We start from the raw sequence: 15,948 nt of genomic DNA on the forward strand, positions 1-15,948 counted from the left end.
CGCTCTTTCCTAAGGCACCGACTCGGGGGCTCGGTGCGTGGCAAGAAAACCTTCGCTGGGGCGGGCCCAGGTCCTCTATTGTGCCTTGCCAACTCTCGGTGACAGCGCAGGCCCGGTAGGTGCGTCAAGGGCCCGATAGTGGAGTACCCACGGTGGCCCTCGTCACGCTCCATTCACCCACATCGGTCACATTCCCCCGAACGAAGAAGACCCGGGGTCCGCGAGAGGGTTCCCGCAGGCCCCGGGTCCACCGGGTTGGTCAAGCTCAGAGAACGTCGGCCAGGTCCGACAGCAGCGCGGCCTTCGGCTTGGCACCCACGATCTGCTTCACCGGCTTGCCGCCCTGGAACAGGATCAGCGTCGGGATCGACATCACCTGGTAGTCACGCGCCGTGTTCGGGTTCTCGTCGATGTCGAGCTTGGCGATGGTCAGCTTCTCGCCGTTCTCCGCCGCGATCTCCTCGAGGACGGGGGCGACCATCTTGCACGGGCCGCACCAGGTGGCCCAGAAGTCGACCAGGACCGGCTTTTCGCTGGTCAGGACCTCGTCGACGAACGTCTTGTCGGTCACCTTCACGGTGTTGGCCATGGTTTCTCCTTCAGGTGGTTGTACGCCGGAAAGTCAGTTGGTGCCCGCGCCGTAGCCGCCGCCGACGAGCTCGGCCGCCTCGTGCGCGTCCGATTCGCCGTGCTCCGCCAGCCATCGTTCCGCGTCGATCGCGGCACTGCACCCGGAACCCGCGGCGGTGATCGCCTGCCGGTAGGTGCGGTCCACCAGGTCGCCGGCCGCGAAGACGCCGTCGAGGTTCGTGAAGGAGGTCTTGCCCTTCGTGACGACGTAGCCGTCCTCGTCCAGGTCGACCTGCCCCTTCACCAGCTGGCTGCGCGGGTCGTGGCCGATCGCGACGAAGAAGCCCGACACGTCCAGCGTCGACTCGGAGCCGTCCTTCGTGTCCTTCAGCTTCAGGCCTTCGACCTTGCCGTCGCCGAGCACCCCGGTGATCTGCGAGTTCAGCTTCCACTTGATCTTCTCGTTCGCGCGGGCGCGTTCGAGCATGATCTTGGACGCGCGGAACTCGTCGCGCCGGTGCACGACGGTGACGGACTTCGCGAACTTCGTCAGGAAGGTCGCTTCCTCCATCGCGGAGTCGCCACCACCGGCGACCACGATGTCGTGGTCGCGGAAGAAGAAGCCGTCGCAGGTCGCACAGGCGGAGACGCCGCGGCCGAGGAGCTCCTGCTCACCCGGCACGTTCAGGTACCGCGCCGCGGCACCCATGGCGAGGATGACGGCGCGGGCGGCGTAGCGCTTGCCGTTCGCGTTGACGTACTTGACGTCCCCGGTCAGCTCCAGCGACTCGACGTCCTCGGAGCGCAGCTCGGCACCGAAACGCTCGGCCTGCTTGCGCATCTCCTCCATCAGGTCCGGACCCATGATGCCGTCACGGAACCCGGGGTAGTTCTCGACCTCGGTCGTCGTCATCAGCGCGCCGCCGAACTGCGTGCCCTCGAACACCAGCGGTTCCAGCTGGGCCCGCGCCGCGTAGACGGCAGCGGTGTATCCGGCAGGACCCGACCCGACGATGATCAGGTTCCTGATTTCCTCGGCAGCCACCCGTGACCTCCGCTCGTAGTGACCCGTGTACCAGGCTCAACACGATCGTAGGTGGCCATGTTCCCAGGGGTGACAGCCGCTACTTCTCCCCGACGACCTTGTCGAACAGCACCGCCGGATTCCCGGGTCCGCAGTCCGCACCGAAGGCCACCAGGCGGAACTGCGCGAGCTTGCCGGTGGTCAGGATGATCATCACCCCGGCCTTGCCGTCGACGTTGACCGGGCGGATGCCCTCGGGCCGCACCTTCGGGTCGAGCCCGGCGGCGGCGATGCACGCGTCGAGCCGGTCCTCGTTCTGCAGTGGGCCGAAGTCGCGGACGCCGACCGCCTTGCCGATCAGGGCCTGCGCGCCGCTGCCGTCACTGCCCACCGTCGGGCCCGACGGCGCGGGAGCCGCCACGTTCGGCGTGCCGTTCTGCTGCGTCGTGCTCGGGATCGCGACCGTCACCGCGACGACCGCCGCCGCGGCCGCGGTCAGGACTCCGGCGGCCCAGCCGAGCCGCTTGTTCCGGCGCCGCCGGGCCGCCGCGAGGTCCACCACCTGGGCGCCCTGCGGTGCACTCGGCTGCGTTCGATCAGGCTGGGTCGCCGCCGGAAAGCGGGCCGCTGCTTCGGCGGCCAGCGCCGCGTCCAGCCGGGCCGCGAACTCCGCGGGCATCGGCGGCGCGGGCGCGTCGGCGAGCGAGGCCAGGTCGGCCTGCGTCGCGTCGAGAGCGTCCAGGATCGCCCTGGCCTCCGGGTCGGCGTTGACGACCGGCCACAGCTCGGCGGCTTGGGCGTCGTCCAGCACGCCGGCGTGGAGGTCGGCGAGCACGTCGACAGACCAGGGCGGACCGACGGTCCCCCCGATCCCCCGGCTTTCGTCCGTCATCGTCCCTCCCCGCTACCCGGCTGGCGCCCGGCCCGTTTGCTTTCGTGAGTTGGGACGTTCGCAATCGCATCGGGGTTCCGCAGGTGCCCGAGAACCTTCGCGAGTTTTCCGCGGCCCCGCGCGCACCGGCTCTTGACCGTGCCTTCGGCGATGCCGAGCATCTTCGCGGTCTCGGCGACGGAGTACCCCTCGACGTCGACGAGCACGATCGGCGCGCGCTGCTCCTCGGGCAGCTGGTCGAGGGCCTCGCGCACGAGCAGGCTCGTCTCGCGCTCGGCCATCGAGTCGCGCGGGGTGGCGGGCTCGTTGAAGCCGGTCTCCGGCAGCGGCACCGTCGGCCGGGCCTGGCGGCGGCGGATCCGGTCGAGGCAGGCGTTCACCACGATCCGGTGCAGCCACGTCGTGACCTGCGACTCCGCCCGGAACTTGTCGGCCGCCCGGAACGCCGAGATGAACGCGTCCTGCAACGCGTCGGCGGCCTCCTCCGGGTCGCGGACCGTGCGCAGCGCGACCGCCCACATGCGGTCGCGATGTCGCTGGACGAGTTCGCTGAACGCATGGGGGTCCCCCGCGGCGTGAGCCGCTATCAGATCCGCATCCGTGGGAGCTGCAGCTGTCACCCGGCAGAGCCTACTGACCCTGTCGGGTGCGTCACCCCGCAGGCAGGAAGGTCAGGTCGGCGATTTCGGTCTGGAACTCCCCGTCGGCGCCACCCAGCTGGGTGATCCAGACGATGAAGTACTCGCCCTGCGTCGGCTGGGCCAGCGCGATCGTCGTCTCGCCGTCCTTCAGGTCGCCGTTGCCGACCACCTTCGTGTCGGCCAGGTCGGGGTTCTTCTCCGTCGCCGAGCGGATCTCGACCTTGGTGCCCGGCGTCCCCCCGGCCACCTTGACCTGACTGAGGTTGATCGGGTCCTTGAACGTGACGACCAGCCCGACGCCCGGCTTGATGGCCGGGAACTGCTGCTTGTACTGCTCGGTGCGCCACTGCGTCTCGGGCTTGCCGTCGGTCGCGTACTTCGCTCGCGCGGTGTTGTCGCCCTTGCCTTCGGGGTTGTAGACGGCCACGGCCTGCGGCTTCACCGGGGCGCCGACGGTCGGCGACGGCGGCGGGGCCGGCGCCGACGACGAGGACGGCTGCCCGGCGGACTGGCTCGAGGCGGGCGGCGCGGCGACGTTGATCGTCGGCCCGCTCGCCTTCGAGTCGCCCTGGAAGACGTTGATCAGCATCAGCCCGCCCCAGGCGAGGATGACGACGGTCGCGACCACCAGCACGGTGACGCCCAGTGCGAGCTTGCGCCGCCGGGCGACGTCCTTGACCGGCTTCTTCGTCGTCCAGACCGTGCCCTCGGCCTCGGCCGGATCGCCGCCGACGGCCTTGATCAGCTGGGTGCGTTCCTCTTCCTCGGCCACCTGGTCGAGCACGCGGAGGATGGCCGCGCTGGTGCGGATGCCGCCGTTGCCGCCGTCCTCGATCGTGCGGACGGCCAGCGACGACAGGTCGGCCGGGACCGTCGGAACGAGCTGGCGCGGCGGGACGATCCGGCCCTGCGGCGTGGTCGGCGCCGGCGGGATCGCCGGCGGGCCGCCCGGCAGCGCCCACCGGCCGGTCAGGAGCAGGTAAAGCACCGCGCCGAGCGCCTTGACGTCGTCGCGCAGCGTCGCTTCGGGAAGCGGGCCGGGGAACGCGAGCTTCAGCGCGCCGTTCGGCGTCAGGCGGAGCCGCTGCGGGTGGTCGAGCCCGAGGACGAGCCCGTTCTGGTGGGCCTGTTCGACGGCTTCGGCCAGCGCCTGCACCATCCGCGCGGCCGCGGCGGGCGCCACCGGCCGCTGCGCGACGAGGTCGACCAGGTCACTGCCCTTGGTCCACTCCGCGACGACGACGCCGAGCAGGCCTTCACTGGAGGTGATGCCGCTGCCGAGCGCGAGGACGTCGAGCACGCGGGCGACGCCGCCGTGACCGAACTTGGAGGCGTGCGTGGCGCGTTCGAGCGTCCGGCGGGCCAGCCGCGCGGCTTCCGGGTCGGCCGGGTCGCCGACCAGCAGCGTCAGCGCGACGTCGCGCTTCAGCTGCCCGTCACGGGCACGCCAAAGGTGCGCGTCGCCCCGCTCGTCCACGCCGAACTGCGCGAGGAGGCGGTAGCGGCCGTCGCCGACCACACGCCCGGGGGCCAGCGATCCGACCTGGGCCTTGCCCACGTGGTTCGCACCCCCCGCCTGTTCGCTCCGCCTCGTGTCCACCCTCACTCGCTCCCGCTCGATCCCCGTCGTCGAGGGTACCCAGAATACGACGCGGGAGTCGTCGCCTTCCGTACCGGAATCGTTACCCGCGCTTGATCAACCGGGTGAACCTCGAAGTGGCCGGCTTCAGCTCCTCGACCTTCAGCGCCATCAGCACGCCGAACGAGACGGCGATGCCGACGATGCCCTGCAGGAAGAGTTTGACCCAGGCCCCGAGGGTGGGCCCGAACGAGTCCGGCACGATCTGGCCGGCCACCCAGGCCGCGCCCACGCCGAGCCCGCTCGCGACGACCGTGAAGAGGATCACGCCGATCACGCGCTTGCTGCGCAGGTTGCCCAGCGTCACCCAGAGCCACACCTGGCCGAGGATCGCGCCGACGACGAACGTCAGCGCGTTGACCATCATCACGCCGAGCACGACGTTGTCCGGCGACAGCAGCACCGGGCACAAGTACAGCAGCGGCACCTTGACCAGCGTCATCACGATCATGATCAACGTCGGCGTGCGCGCGTCCTTCATCGCGTAGAAGACGCGCATCTGCAGCATCACCAGCGCGTACGGCAGCAGCGCGAACGCCGAGATGGCGAGGGCGTCGCCGAGGCGCTCGGCGGTGTCGATCGTGCCCTTGCCGAAGGTGAACAGCGCGATGCCGATCGAGCCGCCGACCACGGTCATCACCGCCGAGATCGGGACGAGCATCACCGTCGACATGCGCGAGGCGTAGGAGAGGTCACCGATCAGCTTCTTGTGATCGCCGTCGGCCGCCGCGCGGCTCATCCTCGGCATGATCGCCGTCAGCAGCGAGACGCCGATGACGCCGTACGGCAGCTGGAAGAGCAGCCAGGCGTTGCTGTACGCGGTAACCCCACCGGGTGAACCGCTGGTCAGTACACGCGTGTTGATCGTGTACCCGATCTGGCTCACCGCGACGTAGCCGAGGATCCAGAGGGCGAGCCCGCCGAACTCCTTCATCTGCTTGTCGATGCCCCAGCGCCACTTGAACCGGAAGCCGGACCGCAGCAGCGGCGGCACCAGGAGCAGGGCCTGGGCGACGATGCCGCCGGTGACGCCGATGCCCAGCGTCAGCACCTTCGGGTCGGTGATCGATACCTGCTCGGTGTTGATGTCGCCCGGCATGATCCAGACGACCAGGATCGTGAAGATGACGACCAGGTTGTTGATCACCGGCGCCCACGCCGTCGGGCCGAAGATCTGCTTGGCGTTCAGCACGGCCGAGAGCAGCGCGAACACGCCGTAGAAGAAGATCTCGGGCAGCAGCAGGTAGGCGAACGCCGTGGTCAGGTCGGGACTCGCCTTGCCGGACGAGTCGACATAAAGACTCGTGAACGCCGGGGCCGCGATCACCGCCACCACCGTGCCGACCAGCAGCAGCGAGAACGCCACCGTGATGAGGCGCTGGGTGTAGGCGGTGCCGCCGTCGGGGTCGTCCTGCGAGCGCACCAGCAGCGGCACCACCACGCTGGCGAGCACGCCACCCATCAGCAGCTCGAAGATGATGTTCGGCATCGTGTTCGCGACGTTGAACGAGTCGTTCGCGATGCCCTGCCCGATCGCGGCGACCAGCAGCAGCTTCCACAGGAAGCCGGTGATCCGGCTGATCAGTGACGCGATCGCCATCCGGCCGGACGCCTTCGCCAGCGACGGCGCCTTCGCCGGAGCTTCCGGCGCCTCTTCGCCGGGCTTCGGCTTGACCAGCGGCCCCTTGAGGGCCGGCATGACCTGGGTGGCCAGCGCGTCGTACGGGCGCATGACGTCCGGGTCGGCGACCGGCCACCGCGAGTTCATCGGGACCCCGGCGGTGCGCGGGATGAACCGCGTGGCTTCGGGGTCCGGCGGGCGCTGGGCTTCCTCCTGCCACGGCCGGACCGGCGCCGGCCGCCGTGCCCCGCGTCCCCGCGGCGGCACCGGGGTGCCGGGCGGCGGCGTACCGGGAGCCGGGATACCCGGCGGCGGGGTCGACGGCGGCGGGACGGGCGGAGGAGCGGGCTGCGGCAGACGGCCCTGGACCGACGGCGGACCGGGCGGACCGGGCGGCGGTGGCACGGGCTGGACGCGCGTCGGCGCTGGCCCTCCGGCGCGCGGAGGCTGCCCGGCCCGGGGCGGCGGGCCCTGCGGAGGCGGACCTTGCAGGGGCGCACCTTGCGACGGGGGACCTTGCGGCGGCGGACCCGCGGGTCCCGGGGGCGGGCCTTGCGGCGGCGGGACCCGCCGGGGCGGGCGGCCGTCGCGGACCGGGGCTTCGTCGTGGACGGGCCAGCCCTCGTCGCGGACCGGGCGACCGTCGCGAGGGAGGCGCCCGTCGCGTGGCGGCAGGTCGTCGCGAGGTGGGCGGCCATCCCGCGGCGGTACGTCATCGCGCGGGGGGCGTTGGTCACGAACCCGGGCGTCGTCGCGCACCGGCCGTCCGTCGCGCATCGGGCGCCGGGGCGGTGGCTCCTCGCGCCGCGGGCGCTGGTCGTGCACCTCTTCCGGCGCGGGCATCTGGCGCGTGTGGCCGTTGCGGGGCGGCTGGCGGCGGCCGCGCTCCTGGGGTGGAGGCGGCGGCTGCTGGCGGCGGGCCGGCGGGGGTCCGTCACCCCGTTGCGGGGGCGGGGCGCCTTCGCGCCGAGGACGACTCGCACGCTCGGGTGGTAAGCCCGGCTCTCTCTCCAACGCGTGCCCAATCCTCGGTGCTCGGTCCGGCGTCGCGGCCCGGTGCCGCGTACGTGCGGACCAAGGGTAATCGGGAACGGCCCGGAACACTCGAAGGCCGACGGATCAGTCCACGACGTCGCGGCCCGCTCGCGCGTCCTTCACCCGTCGGTAGATGCGCCGGGAAGCGAGCAGAAGCAGGGCCACACCTGCGGCGACGGTCGCGATGATGGTGATCGCGCCGTACTCCGTCGACGTCAGTTCGAAGCGCGCGGATGACCCGAGCGGGGTATCGCTCGGCGTGCGCAACGACACATCGACGCTGAACCGGCCGGCCCGCAGCGCCTCGACCGGGAGGAAGTAGTTCTTGCCGCCGCCCGCCGGGAAGTACCAGTCCTTCGCGCTGTCCGAACGGAGACCCGTGTTGTTGTTGAGGGTGAACCGCGCGTTGATCGCGACCGGCAGGTCGTTCACCACGTACACCGGCAACGGCGAGTTGCCGGACGCCAGCGCGATCGTCTGCTGCGGCTGCGAGACGCTCACCCGCGAGCTGATCGCCGCGATCTCGGCCTGCGCGTTCGTGGTCGCCGCGTCCGATGGCAGGCCGCGCCAGCCCGCCGACGCGCCGCGCAGCTCGGCCAGCCGGACCGGGGCGACGACGTCTTCCGGTTTCACCCGTTTGGTGGGGTCGAGCCGCATCGACGACGCCAGCCCGGTGGCCTGGTCGTCGAGGACCGACAGCGTCGAGACGACCGCCGGGTCGATGTTCGCGTTCGGGTCCTGGCCGCTGTCGCCGACCGCGCCCGAGGCCGCCGGGTCGGCCGCCAGCAGCGACGGCAGCGACGAGGCCGTGACCACGCCCGCGTTGAGGAAGTCGCCGACCTGCTGCAGGTACGCCGTCAGCTCGGCGGCCGGCGCGTCCCAGCGCCGCGGCGGGGCGACCAGCAGGTGGTCCGGCCGGTCCTGGCCGGCGGGCTGGCCGAGGCCCGCGCGGAAGGCGAGGGCGCCCAGCCCGTTCTGGCTCGAGATCGCCCGCTCGGTGGTCGCGGGCACGGTGACCGAGTCCGGCACGCTCGGGACGCCGTTCATCGCGGCGGAGATCAGCGAGTCCGTCGGCTGCGCCCGGACCGTGCTGCCCTGCACCGTGACCCCGCCGCCGGCCGCGGCCGGGGCGAGCTTGCCCGCGTCGGTCAGCACCGTGCGGACGCCCGCCTGGGTCAGCGCGGTGAGCACCGTCTCGTTGAGCGTGCCGTCCGGCCAGAGCACGCCGGTCTGCGGCGTCACCCCCGCCACCTGCTGGATCGTGGCCGCCGCCGCGGCCGCCTGGGCCACCAGGATCGAGTCGCCGGGGCGGATCCGCGCGACCGTGTTCAGGTCGGCGTCGGCGAACGGCAGCGCCACCACGCACCGGCCGACCAGCAGCGACTTGAGCGACGCGAGCCACGTCTTCGCCGTCTCGACGCCCTTGCCCTGGACGTTCCCGCCGTCGGTGTGCACCTGGTAGCCGAGGGTCATCGAGTTGACCGTCGCCAGCAGGTCCGGGTCGAGCGCGAAGCACATCGACTTCGCCAGGTTCGGGTCGCTGCGCACGGCCGTCGTCGCCGCCGTGACCAGTGCGTTCAGTCGGCCGTCGGGGCCGATCTCGTCGGCGAGGCGGTCGTCGCGCAGCACCAGCGGCTGGCCGTACGGCGCCGTGTAGACCTGCGGGACGCTGCTGGTCATCGGCCACAGCAACGTCATGCTCGGCGCGCCCGCCGACGAGTGCCCGGCGGTCTTGCCCGGCCCGGCCAGCACCGGCATCAGCATGCTCACCGCGCCCAGCCGCGCGGGCCCGCCGAACTCCGGCGTGCCGTTGACGTTCACCAGCAGCGGGTAGACGCCGGGGCGGCCGAACAGCCCGGCCTTCGACCCGGTCAGGTTCACCGTGATGTTCAGCGGCGCGCTCTGCCCCGGCTCCAGCACGTCCGCGACCGACGTGAACTCGGTCAGCGGGGCATCCTTGATGACGGCGCCCGAGAGCACGTCGTTGATCCCGCGCGAGGTCGTCTGCCGCTCCCCGACCTGCAGCCGCACCTGGGGCCGGGTGACCTTCCGGTCGCCGGTGTTGGTCACCGTGCCGGACACGGTCAGCGTCGTCGTCGAGCCGGTGATCACGCGCGGGTTGAGCTCGGCCAGGTCGACGCGGAGGCGGGCGCCCTCCTCCGCCTGGGCCACCGTCGCTCCGGCGAGGGCGGGGACGGCCAGGAAGAGGACGGAAAGGAAGGCTGCGGCGAACCGCTTCACTCGGGGGCTCCCTCAGGGGCGTGCTCGTCTCGTCCGTGGACGTCCGGGCGCGCGAAAAGTTCCTTGGCCTTCCGGACGAGCTTGCGCTCGTCGGAGTAGGCGAGTTTGGACTCCAGCTCGGCCAGCGGGACCCAGGCCACCTCGGTGACCTCGACGTCCTCGTCGGACAGCTCGCCGCCGAGCGCTTCGAGCAGGAAGTGGTGCACGGTCTTGTGGATCCGCCGCTTCTCCGCCACGAACCAGTAGTCGATGGTCCCCAGTGGGCGCAGCACCCGCGCGGAGATGCCGGTTTCCTCCTTCACCTCGCGCACGGCCGTCTGTTCCACAGTTTCACCGTCCTCGATGTGGCCCTTGGGCAGCGACCACAGCAGTCTGCCGTGCCGGTCGAGCCGGCCGATCAGCACCGCCTGTTCGCGCGCCGGGTCCACCACGAGGCCACCGGCCGACGTTTCGTCGACCGTGGTCAGGCGCCTGCCGCGCTGACGCCTGCGCCGCCTCCGCGGCTTCGAGGCGCCGGGGCGGCCGGCTGATCCAGACATGCTGCGATGCTAGAGCAAACGGTTGCCCCGGTAGGCTGGCTCTCCGTGTCCTGTCCGGTGGTGCCTGTAGTAATCGCACCCGATGCGTAGTGGGTTTTTCGTGAACGACGTGGTCGCCAAGGAGAACGCGGTGGTCGAGCTGATGCGGCTCTCCCCCTGGCGGACGAGCTGGCCGAAAGGTTCGCCCGGGCCGGGCACCGCCTGTACCTCGTCGGCGGGAGCGTGCGCGACGCGCTGCTCGGCCGGCGCTCCGGTGACCTGGACTTCACCACGGACGCGCGCCCGGACCGGGTGCTGAAGATCGTCAGCGAGTGGGGCGACGCGGTCTGGGACGTCGGGATCGCGTTCGGCACTGTCGGCGTGACGAAGAAGGGCATGCAGCTCGAGATCACGACGTTCCGCGCGGACAGCTACGACCGCGTCGGCCGCAACCCCGAGGTCACCTTCGGCGACAGCATCGAGGGCGACCTCCTGCGCCGCGACTTCACGGTCAACGCGATGGCCGTCGAGCTGGCGTCGAAGACGTTCATCGACCCGCACGACGGCTTGAGCGCGCTGCGGGAGAAGGCCCTCGACACGCCGGCGACGCCGCAGGAGTCGTTCGCCGACGACCCGTTGCGGATGCTGCGGGCCGCGCGGTTCGCCGCGCAGCTGGGCTTCACCGCCGCGCCGCGGGTGGTCGACGCGATGGCGTCGATGGCGGGTGAGATCGACCGGATCACCGCCGAGCGCGTCCAGGCCGAGCTGTCGAAGCTGCTGCTCGCGGCCGACCCGCGGCCGGGGCTGGAGCTGCTGGTCGACACCGGGCTCGCCGACCGGGTGCTGCCCGAGGTGCCCGGGATGCGGCTCGCGATCGACGAACACCACCAGCACAAGGACGTCTACCAGCACTCGCTGACCGTGCTGGCGCAGGCGATCGAGCTGGAGAAGTCGCACGAGCCGACGTCGGAGCCGGATCTCATCCTGCGGCTGGCGGCGCTGCTGCACGACGTCGGCAAGCCCGCGACGCGGGAGTTCCAGCCGGGCGGCGGGGTGAGCTTCCACCACCACGAGGTGGTCGGCGCGCGGATGGCCCGCAAGCGTTTGCGGGCGCTGAAGTTCTCGAAGGAGATCGTCGACGACGTCTCCCAGCTCGTGTTCCTCCACCTGCGGTTCCACGGCTACGGCAAGGGCGAGTGGACGGACTCGGCGGTCCGCCGGTACGTCACCGACGCCGGCCACCTGCTGACCCGGCTGCACAAGCTGGTCCGCGCCGACTGCACCACGCGCAACCGCCGCAAGGCCGCCGCGCTGCAGGCGACCTACGACGACCTCGAGGCCCGCATCGCCGCCCTCAAGGCCAAGGAGGACCTCGACCGCGTCCGGCCGGACCTCAACGGCGAGCAGATCATGGAGCTGCTCGGCCTCAAGCCAGGACCGGACGTCGGCAAGGCGTGGAAGTTCCTCAAGGAGCTGCGCCTCGACCGCGGTCCGCTGGAGCACGACGACGCCGTGGCCGAGCTGAAGAAGTGGGCGGCCGAGCAGGGCATCGGGAATTCCTGACGAACTCGCGGTGAATTCCGGGGAAAGCTGGACCTGGCGGCCGCGGATCGGTGATACTCCCAACCTCGGTTCACCGACGTGACCAGGGGGTTGTCCGGCCGATGTCCACTGAAGCGCCCGGTCCGCCGAAACCGGGCAGCTTCTTCGTGGCGTTGCTGCGGCAGGGTGCACCCGCGATCGCGACGGCGACCAGCGAGCTGGCGGACGAGATCGGCGACCCGACCCCGATCCACGCGCTGAAGCGGATCGCGAAGATGGCCGGGCCGATCGACCCGAGCCGTCGCGACGGCCTGCTGCTGCGCGCCACCCGGTACGTCGTGCTCATCCCGCTCGCCTACCGGCTGCTGGCCGTGCCGGGCCAGTTCGGCGTCTTCGCGTTCCAGCACGGCTCGACCGGGTTGCTGCCGGTCGGGGTGTTCAGCCTGCTGTCGGTCGCGCTGAACGTGATCGGCTTCCGCTGGATGTTCCGCTCGGCGCCCTACCGCGGCCGGGACGCGGGGAAGCTGCTGGCCGTCGACCTGGTCTTCACCGTGCTCTCGCCGCTGGTCCTCGCGCTGACCGTGCCGCCGGAGGTGTACTTCGACGCGCTCGCGGTCAGCAGCGTCCACCTCTTCGGCGAGGCCGGGCTGCTGACGCTCGCGCTCGGCGTGCCCACCGGGCTGGTGTTCGGGCTGGCGAGCTTCCCGCTGCGGATGCTGGCGAACTGGCTGAACACCGGTCGGTTCCACGTCTCCGCCGCGTTCTCGACGTACTCGGCGCTGCTCGCCGAGCTGTTCCTGGCCACCGCCGCGCTGGTGCTGACCGGGCTCGGCACCCGGCTGGCCCTGGCCTACGGCACCCGCAACGGGCGGCTGGCCGAGCGCGCGCAACAGCATCGGATGTTGCACGACACCGTGCTGCAGACCCTCGAAGCGATGGCACTGACCAGCACGTCCAACGCCGAAGAGCGGCTGGTCGAGATCCAGCGGCTCGCGCGGGCGCAGGCGATGGAGATCCGGCACACGATCGAGACGGCGAAGTCGGAGCGGGCCGAGGACGGCGCCCGGCCGCTGGGCGAGAAGCTCGCCGCGCTGGCCGCCGAGATGGCGCGCGACGGCCTGCGCGCCCAGCTCGTGGTGGCCGAACTGGACGACGACACGCTGTCGGAGGTCCGGCAGATCGCCATCCGCGACGCTGTGCGCGAGGCGCTGCGGAACACGATGAAGCACTCGGGCACCGACCGGGTCGTGGTGCGCGTCGAGGAACGCGACGGCGGGATCGCGGTGATCACCCGCGACCACGGCAGCGGCTTCGACCAGGCCGAGCGGCCGGCCGGGTTCGGCATCAGCGAGTCGATCACCGCGCGGCTGGCCGAGGTCGGCGGCACGTCGCTGGTCGAGTCGGGCCTGCCCGGCGGCGGCACGCGGGTGACGTTGTGGGTGCCCTTCTGATATCCCCGGATCATGACTTCGATCGAGCTGCTCGCCGACGCCCTCGCCGCGCACCGGTCCGGTGACCGCGACCGGGCCGTCGAGCTGGCCCGCCGGGCCGGGTCCCCGCTGGCCGACGAACTGCGGATCCACCTCGCCGGGGAAAGTTCGGCCGCCGTCTACGACCAGCCGAGCGCGTTCACGGCGTTCATCCGCGGCGGCGGCAACGTCGAGCTCTACGAAAAGCTGAGCGACGCGCTCGCCGCCCGCTACGACACCTCGAAGCCGGAATCGCTGCTCGACCTGGGCTGCGGCGACGGTCTCGCGGTGGTGCCCGCGCTGGAGCGGGCCGCGCACACGCCGACGCGGATCGACCTCGTCGAACCGTCGGCCGCCCTGCTCGACGGCGTCCGCGAACGCGTGCCGTCCGCGACCTGCTGGCAGGCCACCGCGCAGGAGTTCCTCGCCCGCGACGACCTCGGCTGGGACTTCACGCAGTCGACGTTCGCCCTGCAGTCGATCGAGCCGGAGCAGCGCGCGGACGTCTTGCGCGCGCTGCAGCCGCGCACCGGGACGCTGGTGCTCGCCGAGTTCGACGTCCCCGAGTTCACCGAAGGCTCAGTCGAACACCTTCGCTCGCTCGTCGCGCGCTACGAGCGTGGGCTCGCCGAGTACGGCGAAGACGCTTCCCTGGTCGCGCAGGGATTCCTGCTGCCCGTCCTGCTCGGGATCGTCTCCGGGCGGGAGCGGACGAACTGGGAGCACCCGGCCGCCGTCTGGGCCGGGCAGCTGAAGACGGCGGGCTTCACGCAGGTCGACGTCGAACCGCTCGCCGACTACTGGTGGTCGCCCGCCGTCCTGGTCACTGCCTGCTGAGCGAGCCCGTTTCGAGGTGCTGGGCGAGCGGCCGCGGCAGCAGGTAGGCGACGCCGCCGCCCGGCATCCCGCTCCACGGCGCCGTCACGCCGGTCAGCACCCGCAGCGTGCGCTGCACCCGGTAGAGCCGCATTTCGCGCTCGCGCTCGAACGCCAGCGACGTCTCCGCGAACCGCGTCCCCTCGGCGTGCACCAGGTTGCCGGTCTCGTTGCCGAACCGGACGACCGTCGTGCCCGGAGCCAGCACGATCAGGCGCTTGCCGCGGTAGAAGTTCAACGGCGGTTCGCCGCGCATCGGCAGGATCGGCCAGTCGGCGGGCTGGTCGGACTCCTCCGCCGGCCGCGGCGGCAGCATCAGCAGCACGCCGAGCAGGAACCGGGCCGCGTCGCCGAGCGAGCCGAACGCGACCGGCTCGTCGGACGGCGGCCGCGAGACCTCCCAGCCGTTCTCGGCCCGGCGAAGCGTCCAGACACCCTCGGCGGGGACCTCGTTCGCCCCGATCCGGTAGGCCGCGGGCGGCACGCCGTGCTCGGCGAGCCGCTGCTGGAGCAGCTCCAGCGTCTCCGCGCCCTTCAGGTTCCGCACCGGCTCACCGCGGGCGACGCGGGTGAGCGCGCGCTCGTCCGGCAGGTCGGCGGTCGTCTGCGCGGGCCGCGGCTGGCCGAGGACCTCCGCCTCCGCCGTCGCGCGGACGAGCTCCCCGACGAACGGCGGGCGGAACCCGGCCGCGCGGATGTGCTCGACCAGCTCCGGCTCCGGCGGCACCCCGTACTTGCGCAGGTAGTGCGGCACGGCGGCGGGCCAGATCCAGGTGCCGTCGGTGTGGAACGCGTTCGGCACGTCCGGCTTCGCGCCCGGCGCGCCGAAGATGTCCGGCAGCGGCGCGGGCCGGTGCAGCGCGACCGGGGCCCGGAACAGGTAGTCGAGCACGCCGCGGACCTGGTCCGGCGGCACCGGCGGCCGGTTGACCACCGGGCGCTCGCCCTCGGTGTGCGAGTCGGCGGGCCGCGCGTGCCGGAACACGACGTCGAGCGGGAGCCCGGCCTTCGCGGTCAGCCACGCGGGCAGCTGCTTCGACTTCCGCGGGAAGGTCGCCAGCTCCAGCTCGTAGGCGGCGGTCGACGGGCGGCCGCCGTCGTTCGGCGGCACCCGCCAGTCCGGCTCGCGGTCGGCGTCGAAGTCGAAGTCGAACTGCGACTGCGCGTCGAGGGTGAACGTGCCCTGGAACCAGGTGCCCGCCTCGGGCTCGTACATCGCCGCCCGCAGCCGGGCGAAGAGCCCGCCGAGCCGCGGCACCGCCGGGAGCGACACCGAAACCGGGCCGTCCTCGTCGCCGACCGCGCGCAGCTCGATCTCGGAGTAGTCGCCGACCTGCCGGAACTGCGCGCCGACCCGCGCCCAGCCGCCCGGCACCGTGTGCAGCAACGTCCGGCCGATCGCGCGCAGCAGCGCGTTCTGGTCGCCGGTGCCCGGCTGCGGCCGCGCCTCCGGCGTCTCCGTGAAGTCCAGCCGCGTCTGCCACAACGCCGTGAGCTGCTTCGCCGGCACCGTGACCGAGAAGTCGGTCAGGCCCAGCTGCGCCGCGCGGACGGCGTCGTCGCGGACCCAGCGCAAGGTCAGCTCGGGTCGCGTGCCCGGCGCGACCTCGTAGACCTCGTCGTCGTACTCGGCGAAGGTGCGCAGCGTGAACGTCGACGGCACCTCGCTCGCCGGCACGACCTTCGCCGGACGGCCTTCGTACTCCTTGTCGAAGCCCTCCGGTGCCTCTTCCTCCGGCAGCACGGACAGCAGCACGGTGCCGTCCGTGGTCGATCGCTGCGCGCGGAACGTCCCCTCGCCCCACGTCGCGTACAGGCCGTCCGGGCGTTCGGCCACCTCTACCCGGTAACGCACGTTTGTCCTCCCCTGACCCCAGTGA

12 protein-coding genes and 1 pseudogene are annotated in these 15,948 nt (G+C 71.9%); 4 read left to right on the plus strand and 9 right to left on the minus strand.

Annotated features, from left to right (window positions below; genetic code table 11):
* Positions 1–265 precede the first annotated feature (265 nt).
* From trxA to murJ, 6 genes are all read right to left on the minus strand, one after another.
* The gene (gene trxA / locus QP939_RS13700; protein ID WP_285457131.1) at positions 266–589 is read right to left on the minus strand and encodes a thioredoxin; all 324 of its coding nucleotides are present in this window, start codon (positions 587–589) and stop codon (positions 266–268) included.
* A gap of 33 nt (positions 590–622) precedes the next feature.
* Entirely contained in the window at positions 623–1,615 is a 993-nt protein-coding gene (gene trxB, locus QP939_RS13705) for a thioredoxin-disulfide reductase (RefSeq protein WP_285457132.1), read from the minus strand.
* A gap of 79 nt (positions 1,616–1,694) precedes the next feature.
* Positions 1,695–2,486 (minus strand): RsmA family anti-sigma factor, encoded by a 792-nt coding sequence (locus tag QP939_RS13710; RefSeq protein ID WP_285457133.1) that lies wholly within the window; start codon positions 2,484–2,486, stop codon positions 1,695–1,697.
* Positions 2,483–3,106: an RNA polymerase sigma factor SigM gene (sigM, locus tag QP939_RS13715; RefSeq protein ID WP_103353831.1), complete on the minus strand. Its 624-nt coding sequence runs from the start codon at positions 3,104–3,106 to the stop codon at positions 2,483–2,485. Before sigM ends, QP939_RS13710 begins: the two co-directional genes overlap by 4 nt.
* Before the next feature lie 31 nt (positions 3,107–3,137).
* Positions 3,138–4,727 (minus strand): hypothetical protein, encoded by a 1,590-nt coding sequence (locus tag QP939_RS13720; protein WP_414641800.1) that lies wholly within the window; start codon positions 4,725–4,727, stop codon positions 3,138–3,140.
* A gap of 82 nt (positions 4,728–4,809) precedes the next feature.
* Positions 4,810–6,654 (minus strand): murein biosynthesis integral membrane protein MurJ, encoded by a 1,845-nt coding sequence (murJ, locus tag QP939_RS13725; RefSeq protein WP_434219675.1) that lies wholly within the window; start codon positions 6,652–6,654, stop codon positions 4,810–4,812.
* Between the two features lie 339 nt (positions 6,655–6,993).
* Here murJ and QP939_RS13730 point away from each other — a divergent pair, with 339 nt between their 5' ends.
* Positions 6,994–7,383, plus strand: a complete 390-nt coding sequence (locus QP939_RS13730; protein ID WP_285457135.1) for a hypothetical protein — start codon at positions 6,994–6,996, stop codon at positions 7,381–7,383.
* A 123-nt stretch (positions 7,384–7,506) separates the two neighbouring features.
* Here QP939_RS13730 and QP939_RS13735 read toward each other — a convergent pair whose 3' ends face one another.
* Positions 7,507–9,663 carry a DUF6049 family protein gene (locus QP939_RS13735; RefSeq protein ID WP_285457136.1) on the minus strand — a complete coding sequence of 719 codons (2,157 nt, stop codon included), beginning with the start codon at positions 9,661–9,663 and terminating at the stop codon, positions 7,507–7,509.
* Positions 9,660–10,202 (minus strand): NUDIX hydrolase, encoded by a 543-nt coding sequence (locus tag QP939_RS13740; protein WP_285457137.1) that lies wholly within the window; start codon positions 10,200–10,202, stop codon positions 9,660–9,662. The genes QP939_RS13735 and QP939_RS13740 overlap by 4 nt, the downstream gene beginning before the upstream one ends.
* Positions 10,203–10,302: 100 nt before the next feature.
* On the opposite strand from QP939_RS13740, the pseudogene QP939_RS13745 reads away from it, so the two are divergent.
* The 3 genes and pseudogenes from QP939_RS13745 (at position 10,303) to QP939_RS13755 (ending at position 14,029) form a co-directional block, all read left to right on the plus strand.
* Positions 10,303–11,744, plus strand: a pseudogene (locus tag QP939_RS13745) (CCA tRNA nucleotidyltransferase).
* A 101-nt stretch (positions 11,745–11,845) separates the two neighbouring features.
* Positions 11,846–13,174, plus strand: a complete 1,329-nt coding sequence (locus tag QP939_RS13750; protein WP_285457138.1) for a sensor histidine kinase — start codon at positions 11,846–11,848, stop codon at positions 13,172–13,174.
* 12 nt (positions 13,175–13,186) lie between these two features.
* Positions 13,187–14,029: a class I SAM-dependent methyltransferase gene (locus QP939_RS13755; protein WP_285457139.1), complete on the plus strand. Its 843-nt coding sequence runs from the start codon at positions 13,187–13,189 to the stop codon at positions 14,027–14,029.
* Here QP939_RS13755 and QP939_RS13760 read toward each other — a convergent pair.
* Positions 14,016–15,923 carry a TNT domain-containing protein gene (locus QP939_RS13760; RefSeq protein ID WP_285457140.1) on the minus strand — a complete coding sequence of 636 codons (1,908 nt, stop codon included), beginning with the start codon at positions 15,921–15,923 and terminating at the stop codon, positions 14,016–14,018. The two genes, QP939_RS13755 and QP939_RS13760, sit on opposite strands and share 14 nt — an antisense overlap.
* Positions 15,924–15,948: the final 25 nt, after the last annotated feature.

The organism is Amycolatopsis nalaikhensis, from assembly GCF_030264295.1.
Taxonomy (GTDB): Bacteria; Actinomycetota; Actinomycetes; order Mycobacteriales; family Pseudonocardiaceae; genus Amycolatopsis; species Amycolatopsis nalaikhensis.